Consider the following 15,768-nt stretch of genomic DNA (forward strand, 5'->3'; position numbering starts at 1 on the left):
GTGCGCCCGTGATCGAAATCCTCATCTGGACCGTCGTCGCGCTCGTCGCGATCGGCCTGTACCTCAGCTGGACCGCCGGGCGGCTCGACCGGCTCCACGCCCGCATCGACGCGGCCAGAGCGGCGCTGGACGCCCAGCTGCTGCGCCGCGCCTCGGTCACCCAGGAACTGGCCACGTCCGGTGTCCTGGACCCCGCTGCCTCCATCGTGCTGTACGAGGCGGCGCACGCGGCGCGGCAGGCCGAGGAGGAGCAGCGCGAGGTCGCCGAGAGCGAGCTGAGTGCCGCCCTGCGCGCGGTCTTCGGCGAGACCGCGCAGGTCGACGCGGTGAAGGAGGTCCCGGGCGGCGAGGACGCGACGAGGGAGCTGGGCGCCGCCGTGCGTCGCGTGCCGATGGCGCGCCGCTTCCACAACGACGCGGTGCGCGCCGCCCGCGCGCTGCGCAGGCACCGGACGGTGCGGCTGTTCCGGCTGGCGGGGCACGCCCCGTTCCCCCTCGCGTTCGAGATGGACGACGCGCCGCCCGTCGCCCTGGCCGACCGCCCCGGCAGCTGAGGGTCCCAGGGAGAGGGCGTCCGCAGCGGGGCGCCGGGCCCCGACGGCGCGCGAAACGATCCACAGGGTCCCCATTGGCCCTTGCTGTGGACTGCTTCCGGAGCGTTTGCTCAGGGCTGCAGTAGTCAGTTCTTCCACCCCAGTGAGGTCGATCCGTGTCCACGCTTCCCAGCACCCCGCAGTCCACCGACTCCCCGGCCACCGGCACCGCCCGCGTCAAGCGCGGCATGGCCGAGCAGCTCAAGGGCGGCGTGATCATGGACGTCGTCAACGCCGAGCAGGCGAAGATCGCCGAGGACGCGGGCGCCGTGGCGGTCATGGCCCTGGAGCGGGTCCCGGCCGACATCCGCAAGGACGGCGGCGTGGCCCGGATGTCCGACCCCAACATGATCGAAGAGATCATCGAGGCCGTCTCCATCCCCGTGATGGCCAAGTCCCGCATCGGCCACTTCGTCGAGGCCCAGGTGCTCCAGTCCCTCGGCGTCGACTACATCGACGAGTCCGAGGTGCTCACCCCGGCCGACGAGGTCAACCACAGCGACAAGTTCGCCTTCACCACGCCGTTCGTGTGTGGCGCCACCAACCTGGGCGAGGCCCTGCGCCGTATCGCCGAGGGCGCGGCGATGATCCGCTCGAAGGGCGAGGCGGGCACGGGCAACGTCGTCGAGGCCGTCCGTCACCTGCGCCAGATCAAGAACGAGATCGCCCGGCTGCGCGGCTACGACAACAACGAGCTGTACGCCGCCGCCAAGGAGCTCCGTGCCCCGTACGAGCTGGTCAAGGAGGTCTCCGAGCTCGGCCGGCTCCCCGTCGTGCTGTTCTCGGCCGGTGGTGTGGCCACCCCCGCCGACGCCGCGCTGATGCGCCAGCTCGGCGCCGAGGGCGTCTTCGTGGGCTCCGGCATCTTCAAGTCCGGCGACCCGGCCAAGCGCGCCGCCGCCATCGTGAAGGCCACGACCTTCTACGACGACCCGAAGATCATCGCGGACGCCTCCCGCAACCTCGGCGAGGCCATGGTCGGCATCAACTGCGACACGCTCCCCGAGGGCGAGCGCTACGCCAACCGCGGCTGGTAAGCACCGATGACCGACACCCCTGTCATCGGAGTCCTGGCTCTCCAGGGCGACGTACGGGAACATCTGATCGCCCTGGCCACGGCGGACGCCGTGGCCAGGCCGGTCCGGCGGCCCGAGGAGCTCGCCGAGGTCGACGGCCTCGTCATCCCCGGCGGCGAGTCCACCACGATGTCCAAGCTGGCCGTCCTCTTCGGCATGCTGGAACCCCTGCGCGAGCGGATCGCGGCCGGGATGCCGGTCTACGGCACCTGCGCCGGAATGATCATGCTCGCCGACAAGATCCTCGATCCGCGCTCCGGCCAGGAGACCCTCGGCGGCATCGACATGATCGTGCGCCGTAACGCTTTCGGGCGGCAGAACGAGTCGTTCGAGGCGGCCGTCGAGGTCGAGGGCGTACCCGGCGGGCCCGTCGACGGGGTCTTCATCCGGGCCCCCTGGGTGGAGTCGGTCGGCGCCGCCGCGGAGGTCGTCGCGGTGCACGGCGGGCACATCGTGGCCGTACGCCAGGGAAACGCCTTGGCGACGTCGTTCCACCCGGAGCTGACGGGCGACCACCGGGTGCACGCGCTCTTCACCGACATGGTGCGCGCCGTGGGCTGATCCGATCCCGGTAGGATCTCTCGGGTTCGGATCGATTTTGGTGACGCGAAGGAGAAGGCAGATGTCCGGCCACTCTAAATGGGCTACGACGAAGCACAAGAAGGCCGTGATCGACGCCAAGCGCGGCAAGCTCTTCGCGAAGATGATCAAGAACATCGAGGTCGCGGCCCGCACGGGTGGCGCCGACGTGTCCGGTAACCCGACCCTCTTCGACGCCATCCAGAAGGCCAAGAAGAGCTCGGTCCCGAACAAGAACATCGACTCCGCGGTCAAGCGCGGCGCCGGCCTCGAGGCCGGTGGCGCCGACTACGAGACGATCATGTACGAGGGCTACGGCCCGAACGGCGTCGCGGTGCTCATCGAGTGCCTCACCGACAACCGCAACCGTGCCGCGTCCGACGTGCGTGTCGCCATGACGCGCAACGGCGGCTCGATGGCCGACCCGGGCTCGGTCTCGTACCTGTTCAACCGCAAGGGCGTCGTGATCGTGCCCAAGGGCGAGCTGTCCGAGGACGACGTGCTCGGAGCGGTGCTCGACGCGGGTGCCGAAGAGGTCAACGACCTCGGCGACACCTTCGAGGTGCTCAGCGAGGCCACCGACATGGTCGCGGTCCGCACCGCGCTGCAGGACGCCGGCATCGACTACGACTCGGCCGAGGCCAACTTCGTCCCGACCATGCAGGTCGAGCTCGACGAAGAGGGCGCCCGCAAGATCTTCAAGCTCATCGACGCGCTGGAGGACAGCGACGACGTGCAGAACGTCTTCGCCAACTTCGACGTCTCCGACGAGGTCATGGAGAAGGTCGACGCCTGAGACGGTGGCGCGGTACGCCGACGGGCCGACGGGACACACCCCGTCGGCCCGTCGCATTGTCAGCGGGAGCCGATAGCCTGCGGGAACAGATGACCGAGCGGCGGCGGAGGGGGCCCTTTCATGCGGGTGCTGGGCGTGGACCCGGGGCTGACCCGGTGCGGTGTCGGAGTCGTCGAGGGCGTCGCCGGACGGCCGCTCACGATGGTCGGCGTCGGCGTGGTCCGGACCCCCGCCGACGCGGAGCTCGGCCACCGGCTCGTCGCCATCGAGCAGGGCATCGAAGCGTGGCTGGACGAGCACCGGCCCGAGTTCGTCGCCGTCGAGCGGGTGTTCAGCCAGCACAACGTGCGTACGGTGATGGGCACCGCCCAGGCCAGCGCGGTCGCCATGCTCTGCGCCTCCCGGCGCGGCATCCCGGTGGCCCTGCACACCCCCAGTGAGGTCAAGGCCGCCGTCACCGGTTCGGGCCGCGCCGACAAGGCCCAGGTCGGAGCCATGGTGACCCGCCTCCTGCGGCTCGACGCGCCCCCGAAGCCCGCCGACGCGGCCGACGCCCTCGCCCTCGCCATCTGCCACATCTGGCGCGCGCCCGCGCAGAACCGACTGCAGCAGGCCGTCGCCGCCCACCGCACGCTGAAAGGCCGTACCGCATGATCGCCTTCGTCTCCGGCCCGGTGGCCGCCCTCGCCCCATCCACGGCCGTGATCGAGGTCGGCGGCATCGGCATGGCAGTCCAGTGCACACCCGGCACCCTCGCCGGCCTGCGGATCGGGGAGGAGGCCCGGCTGGCCACATCCCTGGTCGTCCGGGAGGACTCGCTCACCCTCTACGGCTTCGCCGACGACGACGAGCGCCAGGTCTTCGAGCTGCTCCAGACCGCCAGCGGTGTGGGTCCCCGGCTCGCCCAGGCCATGCTGGCCACCCACAGCCCCGACGCCCTGCGCATCGCCGTCGCCACCGGCGACGAGAAGGCCCTCACCGCCGTGTCCGGCATCGGCAAGAAGGGCGCGCAGAAGCTTCTCCTGGAGCTCAAGGACCGGCTCGGCGAGCCGGCCGGGGCGCACATCGGGCAGCAGGGTGCCGGTGCCGCCGTCAGCTCCTCCTGGCGCGACCAGCTGGGCGCCGCCCTGATCGGCCTCGGCTACGCGACCCGGGAGGCCGACGAGGCGGTGAGCGCCGTCGCGCCGCAGGCGGAGGCCGCGATCGCGGACGGCGGCCAGGCCCCCGTGCCGCAGCTGCTGCGTGCGGCCCTGCAGACACTCAACCGCGCACGCTGAACCCCAGGGGCCCACACGCCCCGTACGCCCGCCGGAACACCGCACGGACCGGCACCGAAACACCCGAGGCGGGACTGACGAGATGAACTGGGACGAGACCGGGCCCGACACCGGCGAACTGACCGACGAGCGGCTCGACGACCGCCTCGTCGACGCCGGGGCGGACGGCGAGGACACCGCCGTCGAGGCCGCCCTGCGCCCGAAGGACCTCCATGAGTTCGTCGGCCAGGAGAAGGTGCGCGAACAGCTCGACCTGGTCCTCAAGGCGGCCCGCGCCCGGGGCGCCACCGCCGATCACGTCCTGCTCTCCGGCGCTCCCGGCCTCGGCAAGACGACTCTCTCCATGATCATCGCGGCGGAGATGGGCGCCCCCATCCGCATCACCTCCGGCCCCGCGATCCAGCACGCCGGAGACCTCGCGGCGATCCTCTCCTCGCTCCAGGAGGGCGAGGTCCTCTTCCTGGACGAGATCCACCGCATGTCGCGGCCCGCCGAGGAGATGCTCTACATGGCGATGGAGGACTTCCGTGTCGACGTCATCGTCGGCAAGGGCCCCGGTGCCACGGCCATCCCCCTGGAACTGCCCCCGTTCACCCTCGTCGGCGCCACCACGCGGGCCGGACTGCTGCCGCCCCCGCTGCGCGACCGCTTCGGCTTCACCGGCCACATGGAGTTCTACGCCCCCACCGAGCTGGAGCGGGTCATCCACCGCTCCGCGGGCCTGCTCGACGTCGCCATAGACCCGGCGGGCGCCGCCGAGATCGCCGGCCGCTCCCGGGGGACCCCCCGCATCGCCAACCGGCTGCTGCGCCGGGTCCGGGACTACGCCCAGGTCAAGGCCGAAGGCCGGATCGACCGGGACATCGCGGCGGCGGCCCTGCGGGTCTACGAGGTCGACGACAAGGGCCTGGACCGGCTCGACCGCGCGGTGCTGGGCGCCCTGCTGAAGCTCTTCGGCGGCGGCCCCGTGGGGCTCTCCACCCTCGCGGTCGCGGTGGGGGAGGAGCGCGAGACGGTCGAGGAGGTCGCCGAGCCCTTCCTCGTACGGGAGGGACTGCTCGCCAGGACCCCGCGCGGCCGGGTCGCGACCCCCGCGGCATGGGCCCACCTCGGGCTCGTCCCCCCTCAGCACGGCGTAAAGGGACAACAGGGCCTGTTCGGGGCGTGAGACAGGACAGGTTGGCCAGCAGGGGAACCAGGGTGCGATGCTGGACGTTGTTCCAATGATGCGGACTCGCTTAGACTCCGCCGATGCCGCCCGTACAGGTCGGTGTACCCACCCCCGTAGACCAGGCCGCGTGAGTTCAGCGTGGTCGTGCGAAGGAAGTTCCGTCCCGTGAGTCTCGTGACCCTCCTCCCCTTCATCGTGCTCATCGGGGCCATGTTCCTGATGACCCGCTCCGCCAAGAAGAAGCAGCAGGCGGCTGCGCAGATGCGCGACGACATGCAGCCCGGCACGGGCGTCCGGACGATCGGGGGCATGTACGCCACCGTCAAGGAGATCCAGGACGACACGGTGATCCTCGAGGTCGCCCCCGGCGTCCACGCCGTCTACGCCAAGAACGCCATCGGTGCCGTCCTGGACGACGCGGAGTACAACCGCATCGTCCACGGCGACGACGAGCTGGAGACCGAGGGCACCCTCGTGCCCGACGACGCCTCCTCCCTCACCGCTGGTGAGCACGCGGACGCGGACGACGACGTCGCGAAGATCGACCTGGGCAAGAAGCCCGAGGACGACACCGCCGCGAAGGACGCCGAGGTCAAGGACGCCAAGGCCGACGGCGAGGGCGACGCGAAGTAGTTCCACGACCCGAGACGCCGGACACCCACGGGTGTCCGGCGTCTCACGGGCCGTGCGGTCTTCTGCGGGGGCGGGTCCCCACAACACTTCGTGGCCGCTCGGGCGCGTACCCGGCGCGGGGCGGTTGGACAGGGAGAAACGAAAAGGTGGCAGCACCGAAGAAAGGCCGGGGCTCAACCGGTGGACAGGGCAGGCCGGGCCGTGCCCTGGCTCTGATCCTCATCGCCATGGTCGCCCTGACCGGTGGGATGTTCCTGTCCGGGCACACCACGCCCCGGCTCGGGATCGACCTGGCCGGCGGCACGTCGATCACACTCAAGGCGAAGAGCCAGCCCGGCAAGCCTGAGGCGATCAACGAGACCAACATGAACACCGCGGTCAGCATCATCGAACGCCGTGTCAATGGTCTGGGTGTCTCCGAGGCAGAGGTTCAGACCCAGGGCGCATCGAACATCATCGTCAACATCCCCAAGGGCACGAACTCGAAGCAGGCCCGGGAGCAGGTCGGCACGACCGCCCAGCTCTACTTCCGGCCCGTGCTCACCGTCACCGGCGGGGGACCGACGCCCGAGGGCTCCGCGAGCCCGTCCGCGAGCGGCTCCGGATCGGCGAGCGCCACGCCCAGCGCGAAGGCGACCGACCCGGAAACGGCCTCGGACTCGAAGAAGACGCCCTCCGCGAGCGCGACCACCCAGGGCCGTGCGGTCACCGACGCCCTGAAGAAGGACGCGACGCCGACCCCCTCCGCCAGCACCTCCGGCAAGGCGGACGCGTCGAAGACCCCCGCGGCGACCGACGCCCCCGACGCCGCCACCGCGGCGCTGGAGAAGAAGTTCACCGCGCTCGACTGCACCGACGAAGCGGCCCGCGCCAAGGCCGGCGACGGCGTCAAGCCCGAGGACTCCACCGTCGCGTGCAGCTCCGAGGGCGACGCCAAGTACCTCCTCGGCCCGGCCGAGGTCTCCGGCACGGACGTCGACGACGCCAAGGCCCAGTTCGACCAGCAGCGTGGCATCTGGCTCGTCTCCATGGAGTTCACCGACAAGGGCTCCAAGAAGTTCCAGACGATCACCAAGAAGCTGTCGACGCAGACGTCGCCGATGAACCAGTTCGCGATCTCGCTCGACGGTGAGGTCGTCTCCGCGCCCCAGGTGAACGAGACGCTCAGCGGCAGCGCCGAGATCTCCGGCAGCTTCACCCAGCAGTCCGCCGAGGACCTGGCCAACGTCCTGTCCTACGGCGCGCTCCCGCTGTCCTTCAGCGAGGACACGGTCACCACGGTCACCGCCGCGCTCGGTGGCGAGCAGCTGGAAGCCGGTCTCATCGCCGGTGCCATCGGCCTTGCCCTGGTCGTGATCTACCTCGTGGCCTACTACCGAGGCCTGGCCCTCATCGCGCTGCTCAGCCTGCTGGCCTCCGGCATCCTGACCTACACGATCATGGCGCTGCTCGGCCCGGCCATCGGCTTCGCGCTGAACCTCCCGGCCGTCTGCGGTGCCATCGTGGCGATCGGTATCACGGCGGACTCGTTCATCGTGTACTTCGAACGCATCCGTGACGAGATCCGGGAAGGCCGCACCCTGCGGCCCGCCGTCGAGCGTGCCTGGCCCCGGGCCCGGCGCACCATCCTCGTCTCCGACTTCGTGTCGTTCCTCGCCGCGGCCGTGCTCTTCCTCGTCACCGTCGGCAAGGTCCAGGGCTTCGCGTTCACGCTCGGCCTCACGACCCTGCTCGACGTCGTCGTGGTGTTCCTCTTCACCAAGCCGGTCATGACGCTGATGGCCCGCACGAAGTTCTTCGGCGGCGGTCACCCGTGGTCCGGCCTGGACCCGAAGCGGCTCGGCGCCAAGCCCCCGCTGCGCCGCTCGCGCCGCGTCAACGTCCGTACCGACCACCCGAAGGAGGCGTGAGATGTCGCGACTCGGCAATCTCGGCGCCCGGCTCTACCGTGGCGAGGTCGGTTACGACTTCATCGGCAAGCGCAAGATCTGGTACGGCGTCTCGATCCTGATCACCATCACGGCCATCCTCGGCCTGGCGGTCAGCGGCCTGAACATGGGCATCGAGTTCAAGGGCGGGGCGGTCTTCACGACCGACACCCAGGCCAAGGTGTCCGTCACCCAGGCCCACGAGGACGCGGTCGCGGCCTCCGGCCACGAGGCGATCGTCCAGGAACTCGGCAACGGCGGCCTCCGCATCCAGATCACCGAGGTCGACACCGACAAGGCCGACCAGATCAAGGCCCAGCTCTCCGAGGACCTCGGCATCCCCGAGGCGAAGATCAACGCCGACCTCGTCGGTCCCAGCTGGGGCGAGCAGATCGCCAACAAGGCGTGGACCGGCCTCGGCATCTTCATGGTCCTGGTCGTGGTCTATCTGGCCATCGCCTTCGAGTGGCGGATGGCCATCGCCGCCCTCATCGCGCTGATCCACGACATCACCATCACGGTCGGCGTCTACGCCCTCGTCGGCTTCGAGGTCACGCCGGGCACCGTGATCGGTCTGCTCACCATCCTCGGTTACTCCCTCTACGACACGGTCGTCGTCTTCGACAGCCTCAAGGAGGGCACGAAGGGGATCACCAAGCAGACCCGCTGGACCTACAGCGAGATCGCGAACCGCTCCATCAACGGCACCCTGGTGCGTTCCATCAACACCACGGTCGTGGCGCTGCTGCCGGTCGCCGGTCTGCTCTTCATCGGCGGCGGTGTGCTCGGCGCCGGCATGCTGAACGACATCTCGCTGTCGCTCTTCGTCGGCCTCGCGGCCGGTGCGTACTCCTCGATCTTCATCGCCACCCCGCTGGTCGCCGACCTCAAGGAACGCGAGCCGCAGATGAAGGCGCTCAAGAAGCGGATCCTCGCCAAGCGCGCCGCCGCGGCGGCCAAGGGCGAGTCCCTGGAGGACGAGCGCGACGACCGGGCGCAGGACCTCGACGAGGACTCCGAGCCCGCCGGTGCGGTGATCGGCCAGCGCCGCCAGCCCGGAGGGCACGGCCGGAGCCCGAGGAACCGCCGATGAGCGCCACGAGCGTCGACGAGGCGACCAGGGAGCTCCTGCTCAGCCGGATCCGTGACGTCCCGGACTACCCGAAGCAGGGCGTGGTGTTCAAGGACATCACCCCGCTGCTCGCGGACCCGGTGGCCTTCACCGCACTCACGGACTACTTCGCGGAGCTGTGCGTCCGGCACGGAGCCACCAAGATCGTCGGACTGGAGGCGCGCGGGTTCATCCTCGCCGCCCCGGTCTCGGTGAAGGCGGGCCTGGGCTTCGTACCCGTGCGCAAGGCCGGGAAGCTGCCCGGTGCCACGCTGGGCCAGGCGTACGAGCTGGAGTACGGCACGGCCGAGATCGAGATCCACGCCGAGGACCTGTGCGCCGACGACCGGATCATGGTCATCGACGACGTCCTGGCCACCGGCGGCACCGCCGAGGCATCGCTGGAGCTGATCCGGCGGGCCGGTGCGCAGGTCGCCGGGGTCGCGGTCCTCATGGAACTCGGCTTCCTGGCCGGCCGCGCCCGGCTGGAGGCAGGGCTGCGGGACGCTCCGCTGGAGGCTCTGATCACCCTCTGACCCGCGCCGCGACACCCCAGGGCGTGTAAGGACGGACAGGACGGGCACCCGGGAACACCGGGTGCCCGTCCTGCGTTGTGAGGGGTTCCACAGTCCCCGGGCGAGGTCCGGCCCAGGGGTCGATACCATGGGCTTTCCGGTAGCCCGGATCCGCACGAGGAGCGCTCTTGCCAGACGAGGCCCAGCCAGTCGCCGCCCCGCAGCCCGACAAGCCTGCGGCGGACTCCGCCACGCCCGGGAAGGCGCAGCCCGGCGCGGCGGCGGCCGAGACCGGGTCCTCCGGCGAGCACACGCAGGGCCCCGCCCAGCCTCCGGCCCCCGGGTCCTCCGCCGGTCCGGCCAAGCCGGCCCCGCCTCCGGGGACGAAGGCCGCGCCCGTCGCCGGGGCCAAGCCGCCGCCCCCTCCCGAGGCGAAGCAGCCGCCCCCTCCCGTGACGCAGCCGGCGCAGCCCGCCTCCGGGGCGGCGGTCCCCGCCGCTAAGCCCCCGGCCAAGCCCTCCGCGACGCCCCCGGCTCCGCCCGCCCGCTCCGGCGGGTCCTCCAACCGGGTCCGCGCGCGCCTCGCACGCCTGGGCGTACAGCGCTCCAGCCCGTACAACCCCGTCCTCGAACCCCTCCTGCGCACGGTCCGCGGCAACGATCCCAAGATCGAGTCCGCCACCCTGCGTCAGATCGAGAAGGCCTACCAGGTCGCCGAGCGCTGGCACCGGGGCCAGAAGCGCAAGAGCGGCGACCCGTACATCACCCATCCCCTCGCCGTCACCACGATCCTGGCCGAGCTGGGCATGGACCCGGCGACGCTGATGGCCGGGCTGCTGCACGACACGGTCGAGGACACCGAGTACGGCCTGGACACCCTGCGCAAGGACTTCGGCGACCAGGTCGCGCTGCTCGTCGACGGCGTCACCAAGCTGGACAAGGTCAAGTTCGGCGAGGCCGCCCAGGCCGAGACCGTGCGCAAGATGGTCGTCGCCATGGCCAAGGACCCCCGGGTCCTGGTCATCAAGCTCGCCGACCGGCTGCACAACATGCGCACCATGCGCTACCTCAAGCGGGAGAAGCAGGAGAAGAAGGCCCGCGAGACGCTCGAGATCTACGCGCCCCTGGCTCACCGCCTGGGCATGAACACCATCAAGTGGGAGCTGGAGGACCTCGCCTTCGCGATCCTCTACCCCAAGATGTACGACGAGATCGTCCGCCTCGTCGCCGAGCGCGCGCCCAAGCGGGACGAGTATCTCGCCATAGTGACCGACGAGGTCCAGGCCGACCTGCGCGCCGCCCGGATCAAGGCCACCGTCACCGGCCGGCCGAAGCACTACTACAGCGTCTACCAGAAGATGATCGTGCGAGGCCGCGACTTCGCGGAGATCTACGACCTGGTGGGCATCAGGGTCCTCGTCGACACGGTCCGCGACTGCTACGCGGCGCTCGGCACCGTCCACGCCCGGTGGAATCCGGTGCCCGGGCGGTTCAAGGACTACATCGCGATGCCCAAGTTCAACATGTACCAGTCGCTGCACACCACGGTGATCGGCCCCAGCGGCAAGCCCGTCGAGCTCCAGATCCGCACGTTCGACATGCACCGCCGCGCCGAGTACGGCATCGCGGCGCACTGGAAGTACAAGCAGGAGGCCGTCGCCGGCGCCTCCAAGGTCCGCACGGACGTCCCCAAGAACACGGGCGGCGGCCGGGGCCAGGACACGGTCAACGACATGGCCTGGCTGCGGCAGCTCCTGGACTGGCAGAAGGAGACCGAGGACCCCGGCGAGTTCCTGGAATCGCTGCGCTTCGACCTCTCGCGCAACGAGGTCTTCGTCTTCACGCCCAAGGGCGACGTCATAGCGCTGCCCGCCGGTGCCACGCCGGTCGACTTCGCGTACGCCGTCCACACGGAGGTCGGCCACCGGACCATAGGGGCACGGGTCAACGGCCGGCTCGTACCGCTGGAGTCCACGCTCGACAACGGTGATCTCGTGGAGGTCTTCACCTCCAAGGCGGCAGGCGCCGGGCCCTCCCGGGACTGGCTCCAGTTCGTCAAGTCGCCCCGGGCACGCAACAAGATCCGCGCCTGGTTCTCCAAGGAGCGCCGGGACGAGGCGATCGAGCAGGGCAAGGACTCCATCGCGCGGGCCATGCGCAAGCAGAATTTGCCGATCCAGCGCATCCTCACGGGGGACTCCCTCGTCACGCTCGCCCACGAGATGCGCTACCCCGACATCTCCTCGCTGTACGCGGCGATCGGTGAGGGCCATGTCGCCGCGGCCGGCGTCGTCCAGAAGCTCGTCCAGGCACTCGGCGGCGAGGACGCGGCCAACGAGGACCTGGCGGAGAGCTCGCCGCCCTCGCACGGCCGCAACAAGCGCCGGGCCAAGGCGGATCCCGGCGTGGTCGTCAAGGGTGTCGAGGACGTGTGGGTCAAGCTGGCCCGCTGCTGCACGCCCGTCCCCGGCGATCCGATCATCGGATTCGTCACCCGGGGCAGCGGGGTCTCCGTCCACCGCGCGGACTGCGTCAACGTCGACTCGCTCTCCCAGCAGCCGGAGCGCATCCTCGACGTCGAGTGGGCGCCGACCCAGTCGTCGGTCTTCCTCGTCGCCATCCAGGTCGAGGCGCTGGACCGGTCGCGGCTGCTCTCCGACGTCACGCGCGTCCTGTCCGACCAGCACGTCAACATCCTGTCGGCGGCCGTGCAGACCTCGCGCGACCGGGTGGCCACCTCGCGGTTCACCTTCGAGATGGGCGACCCGAAGCACCTGGGACACGTCCTGAAGGCCGTACGGGGCGTGGAGGGCGTCTACGACGTCTACCGCGTCACCTCGGCGCGCCGGCCGTGAACGGTGCCGTCCTGGGCGGGTCCGGCCGGACCGCCCAGGACGGCACCGGGGCCGTGCGGGTGTCAGCCGTCGATCTCGTACTGCCCGTACTCCAGGAAGTGACGCATCTCCTCCGGTGTGCCCTCGATCGCCTCGGTCACGGCCGCGCGGAGCGCGTCGCTGATGCCCGGGCGGGCCAGGATCCGGAAGAGGGCGACGCGGTCGTCCTCGGCCTGGGCGAGCCGGTAGCCGGTCTCCAGCCACTGGCGGATCTCCTGCGGGGTGCCGCTGTCGAGCAGCGCGTTGATCTCGTTCGTGACGCGCCGGCCCGAGTCGGGGTCGGCGAGGATGCGGAAGGGGGCGACCTGGTCGTCCTCGGCCTGGGCGAGGGGATAGCCGGTCTCCAGGAAGGACCGCATGGCTTCCGTGGTGCCGTTGTCGAGTGCCTCGTTCGCCTCCCGGATCACCCTCCTGCCGCTGTCCTCGTCGGCCAGGATGCGCAGGATCGCGACGCGGAGATCGTCGTCGGACATGTCGCCCACGGAGGAGGCGGGGACAGCGGGCACACCCGCAGGCGCGACGGCCGGTGACGGGGACGCCGGGCCCGCCGCGACGGCCGGTCCGGCGAGGAGAAGGGCCGGGAGCAGGGCGGTGGCCGCGACGGTCAGAACGGTACGGGTCGGTCTCATGGTGAAGCCTGCCTCGAAGTCGTGGTGATTCCGGCGGATCCGGCAGACGCACGCCCTCTGCCGTGTGCCGATCCTCGCTCCCCGCGGGCGCGGATTCACTGCGGTGTTCCGGCAGTCACGACGCCCGTTCGCTGCCGTCCACGCACCGGACGGCCCGACGCTCCGCCTGCCTCCTCCGCACGAGAGGAGCCGAGCCCTGGGCCCCACGGGCCGGCCCCCCGCACGGAGAGGACCCCCGCACGCAGCGCGTACGGGGGCCCTCGCCTCGTTCCGGCGTGACCGTCGTCAGCCGCCGAACTCCTCCAGGCCCTTCAGCGCCTGGTCCAGCAGTGCCTGACGGCCCTCCAGTTCACGGGAGAGCTTGTCGGCCCTGGCGTTGTTGCCCGAGGCGCGCGCCGTGTCGATCTGCGTACGCAGCTTGTCCACGGCGGCCTGGAGCTGACCGGTCAGACCCTCGGCGCGTGCCCGCGCCTCCGGGTTTGTCCTGCGCCACTCGGCCTCCTCGGCCTCCTGGAGCGCACGCTCCACCGCGTGCAGCCGGCCCTCGACCTTCGGGCGGGCGTCCCTCGGAACGTGACCGATGGCCTCCCAGCGCTCGTTGACCGAACGGAACGCGGCCCTGGCCGCCTTCAGATCCGTCACCGGGACCAGCTTCTCGGCCTCGGTGGCGAGCTCCTCCTTGAGCTTGAGGTTCTCGCCCTGCTCCGCGTCCCGCTCGGCGAAGACACCGCTGCGGGCCGCGAAGAAGACGTCCTGGGCACCGCGGAAGCGGTTCCACAGCTCGTCCTCGGCCTCGCGCTGCGCGCGTCCCGCCGCCTTCCACTCGGTCATCAGGTCGCGGTAGCGGGCGGCCGTCGCGCCCCAGTCGGTCGAGCCGGAGAGCGATTCGGCCTCGGCGACCAGCTTCTCCTTGGCCTTACGGGCCTCCTCGCGCTGGGCGTCCAGCGCGGCGAAGTGCGCCTTGCGGCGCTTGGAGAAGGCGGACCGGGCGTGCGAGAAGCGGTGCCACAGCTCGTCGTCGGACTTGCGGTCCAGACGAGGCAGCCCCTTCCAGGTGTCCACGAGCGCCCTCAGGCGCTCACCCGCCGACCGCCACTGCTCGCTCTGCGCCAGCTCCTCCGCCTCGACGACGAGAGCCTCCTTGGCCTGCCGCGCCTCGTCGGTCTGCTTCGCCTTCTGGACCTTGCGCTCCTCACGGCGTGAGTCGACGGTCGCGACGAGGGTGTCCAGCCGCTTGCCGAGCGCGGCCAGGTCGCCGACGGCGTGGTGCTCGTCGACCTGCTGACGCAGATGGTCGATCGCCGCCGTGGCGTCCTTCGCCGAGAGGTCGGTGGTCTTCACCCGCCGCTCGAGGAGGCCGATCTCGACCACCAAGCCCTCGTACTTGCGCTCGAAATAGGCCAGAGCCTCCTCGGGGGAACCGGCCTGCCACGATCCGACGACCTGCTCGCCCTCGGCTGTACGCACGTACACGGTGCCCGTCTCGTCGACACGGCCCCACGGGTCGCTGCTCACAGCGCCTCCTCCACCTGATGCATCGAGGGGGTTCGCCCCCCGTGCATCGTCCACAGTTTCCTGGGGCGGGCAGCGCCCGCCCTGCACAACGCCAATCTAGGCGACCGGCCGCCCGGCTGTCCGCACTCAGCGCGGCTGAAATTCTCCGGTCCGCCCCGGGGGGCGGCCACCGGGCGGCCACCGGACGGTCAGGCCTTGTCGACGGTCACCTTCTCCACCGTGACGGTCTTCTTGGGAGCGCCGTCACCCGCGCCGTCGGCGACTCCCGCCTCCGCGACCTTCTGGACGGCCTTCAGACCAGCCTCGTCCATGGTGCCGAACGGCGTGTAGCTGGGCGGCAGTTTGGTGTCCTTGTAGACCAGGAAGAACTGGCTGCCGCCGGTGCCCGGCTGGCCGGTGTTCGCCATCGCGACGGTGCCCGCCGCGTACGTCACCGCGCCGTCGTCGCCCGCCTTGCCCAGCGAGGTCAGGTTCTCGTCGGGGATCGTGTACCCCGGACCGCCCGTGCCGTCGCCCTTCGGGTCACCGCACTGCAGGACGAAGATGCCCTCCGTGGTCAGCCGGTGACACTTCGTCCCGTCGAAGTACTTCTTGTCCGCGAGGGCCTTGAAGGAGTTCGTGGTGTGCGGGGTCTTCGCCGCCTCCATCTCGATCGCGATGTCGCCCTGGCTCGTGTCGAGCGCCATCGTGTAACGGGCCTTCTTGTCGATCGCCATCTTCGGCTCGGGCGCGCTGCTCTCGCTCGCCGAGGGGGATGCCGAGGGGCTGGCGCTCGCGGCCGCGTCCGCGGAGCCCTTCGAGCCGTCGTCGTCGAGGAAGACGTACGAGCCCACTCCGATGACCGCCACCACGGCCACCGCCGAGGCGATGATCGCCGTGAGGCGCCTGGTCCTGCGGCGTGCCTCCTCCCGGCGCTGCTGCTGCCGCTCGAACTTCTCCCGGGCGAGCTGCCGCCGCCGCTGATCGCTGCTGACCACCGGATGGTCTCCTTGTACGTCGTGTGATCGGGCCTGGATTGCCCCGTACGGTATATGGGTTAGCTGTGGAATGA

The 15,768-nt window shown here is 70.7% G+C and carries 15 protein-coding genes; 12 read left to right on the top strand and 3 right to left on the bottom strand.

Going from position 1 to position 15,768, the window contains the following annotated elements; translation table 11 throughout:
- The first annotated feature begins 8 nt into the window (after positions 1 to 8).
- From ACFY8O_RS23020 to ACFY8O_RS23075, 12 genes are all read left to right on the top strand, one after another.
- Entirely contained in the window at positions 9 to 554 is a 546-nt protein-coding gene (locus ACFY8O_RS23020) for a hypothetical protein (protein ID WP_145806248.1), read from the top strand.
- A 155-nt stretch (positions 555 to 709) separates the two neighbouring features.
- Positions 710 to 1,630, top strand: a complete 921-nt coding sequence (pdxS, locus tag ACFY8O_RS23025) for a pyridoxal 5'-phosphate synthase lyase subunit PdxS (RefSeq protein ID WP_145806246.1) — start codon at positions 710 to 712, stop codon at positions 1,628 to 1,630.
- 6 nt (positions 1,631 to 1,636) lie between these two features.
- Positions 1,637 to 2,230, top strand: a complete 594-nt coding sequence (gene pdxT, locus ACFY8O_RS23030; RefSeq protein ID WP_145806244.1) for a pyridoxal 5'-phosphate synthase glutaminase subunit PdxT — start codon at positions 1,637 to 1,639, stop codon at positions 2,228 to 2,230.
- A 61-nt stretch (positions 2,231 to 2,291) separates the two neighbouring features.
- Positions 2,292 to 3,044, top strand: a complete 753-nt coding sequence (locus ACFY8O_RS23035) for a YebC/PmpR family DNA-binding transcriptional regulator (protein ID WP_014044843.1) — start codon at positions 2,292 to 2,294, stop codon at positions 3,042 to 3,044.
- 120 nt (positions 3,045 to 3,164) lie between these two features.
- Positions 3,165 to 3,698, top strand: coding sequence for a crossover junction endodeoxyribonuclease RuvC (gene ruvC / locus ACFY8O_RS23040; protein WP_387905190.1), 534 nt, complete (start codon positions 3,165 to 3,167; stop codon positions 3,696 to 3,698).
- The gene (gene ruvA / locus ACFY8O_RS23045) at positions 3,695 to 4,321 is read left to right on the top strand and encodes a Holliday junction branch migration protein RuvA (RefSeq protein ID WP_387905193.1); all 627 of its coding nucleotides are present in this window, start codon (positions 3,695 to 3,697) and stop codon (positions 4,319 to 4,321) included. Before ruvC ends, ruvA begins: the two co-directional genes overlap by 4 nt.
- 82 nt (positions 4,322 to 4,403) lie before the next feature.
- On the top strand, positions 4,404 to 5,489 hold the full coding sequence (ruvB, locus tag ACFY8O_RS23050) for a Holliday junction branch migration DNA helicase RuvB (RefSeq protein WP_145806237.1): 1,086 nt from the start codon (positions 4,404 to 4,406) through the stop codon (positions 5,487 to 5,489).
- Positions 5,490 to 5,657: 168 nt separating this feature from the next.
- A complete protein-coding gene (gene yajC / locus ACFY8O_RS23055) occupies positions 5,658 to 6,125 on the top strand; it encodes a preprotein translocase subunit YajC (RefSeq protein WP_145806232.1) in 468 nt (155 codons plus the stop codon).
- Positions 6,126 to 6,271: 146 nt separating this feature from the next.
- Positions 6,272 to 8,035, top strand: a complete 1,764-nt coding sequence (gene secD, locus ACFY8O_RS23060) for a protein translocase subunit SecD (protein ID WP_145806230.1) — start codon at positions 6,272 to 6,274, stop codon at positions 8,033 to 8,035.
- Between the two features lies 1 nt (position 8,036).
- Entirely contained in the window at positions 8,037 to 9,146 is a 1,110-nt protein-coding gene (gene secF, locus ACFY8O_RS23065) for a protein translocase subunit SecF (protein ID WP_145806228.1), read from the top strand.
- A complete protein-coding gene (locus ACFY8O_RS23070) occupies positions 9,143 to 9,700 on the top strand; it encodes an adenine phosphoribosyltransferase (protein ID WP_145806226.1) in 558 nt (185 codons plus the stop codon). Before secF ends, ACFY8O_RS23070 begins: the two co-directional genes overlap by 4 nt.
- Before the next feature lie 167 nt (positions 9,701 to 9,867).
- Positions 9,868 to 12,534, top strand: coding sequence for a RelA/SpoT family protein (locus ACFY8O_RS23075; protein WP_387905197.1), 2,667 nt, complete (start codon positions 9,868 to 9,870; stop codon positions 12,532 to 12,534).
- A 62-nt stretch (positions 12,535 to 12,596) separates the two neighbouring features.
- Here the strand turns inward: ACFY8O_RS23075 and ACFY8O_RS23080 are convergent, their stop codons facing one another.
- The 3 genes from ACFY8O_RS23080 to ACFY8O_RS23090 all read right to left on the bottom strand — a co-directional run bounded on the left by ACFY8O_RS23080 (position 12,597) and on the right by ACFY8O_RS23090 (position 15,694).
- Entirely contained in the window at positions 12,597 to 13,202 is a 606-nt protein-coding gene (locus tag ACFY8O_RS23080) for an ALF repeat-containing protein (RefSeq protein ID WP_387905199.1), read from the bottom strand.
- Positions 13,203 to 13,487: 285 nt separating this feature from the next.
- Positions 13,488 to 14,717 carry a DUF349 domain-containing protein gene (locus ACFY8O_RS23085; protein ID WP_145806219.1) on the bottom strand — a complete coding sequence of 410 codons (1,230 nt, stop codon included), beginning with the start codon at positions 14,715 to 14,717 and terminating at the stop codon, positions 13,488 to 13,490.
- 188 nt (positions 14,718 to 14,905) lie between these two features.
- Positions 14,906 to 15,694 (bottom strand): peptidylprolyl isomerase, encoded by a 789-nt coding sequence (locus ACFY8O_RS23090; protein WP_387905202.1) that lies wholly within the window; start codon positions 15,692 to 15,694, stop codon positions 14,906 to 14,908.
- Positions 15,695 to 15,768: the final 74 nt, after the last annotated feature.

Origin of the sequence: Streptomyces argenteolus (assembly GCF_042902585.1) — a bacterium.
Taxonomy (GTDB): Bacteria; Actinomycetota; Actinomycetes; order Streptomycetales; family Streptomycetaceae; genus Streptomyces; species Streptomyces argenteolus.

Bases quoted from the DNA above. Each gene is read 5' to 3' on its own strand.
- pdxT (WP_145806244.1), top strand. From the start codon at position 1,637: ATGACCGACACCCCTGTCATCGGAGTCCTGGCTCTCCAGGGCGACGTA.
- ACFY8O_RS23035 (WP_014044843.1), top strand. From the start codon at position 2,292: ATGTCCGGCCACTCTAAATGGGCTACGACGAAGCACAAGAAGGCCGTG.
- ruvC (WP_387905190.1), top strand. From the start codon at position 3,165: ATGCGGGTGCTGGGCGTGGACCCGGGGCTGACCCGGTGCGGTGTCGGA.
- ruvA (WP_387905193.1), top strand. From the start codon at position 3,695: ATGATCGCCTTCGTCTCCGGCCCGGTGGCCGCCCTCGCCCCATCCACG.
- ruvB (WP_145806237.1), top strand. From the start codon at position 4,404: ATGAACTGGGACGAGACCGGGCCCGACACCGGCGAACTGACCGACGAG.
- secF (WP_145806228.1), top strand. From the start codon at position 8,037: ATGTCGCGACTCGGCAATCTCGGCGCCCGGCTCTACCGTGGCGAGGTC.
- ACFY8O_RS23070 (WP_145806226.1), top strand. From the start codon at position 9,143: ATGAGCGCCACGAGCGTCGACGAGGCGACCAGGGAGCTCCTGCTCAGC.
- ACFY8O_RS23080 (WP_387905199.1), bottom strand. From the start codon at position 13,202: ATGAGACCGACCCGTACCGTTCTGACCGTCGCGGCCACCGCCCTGCTC.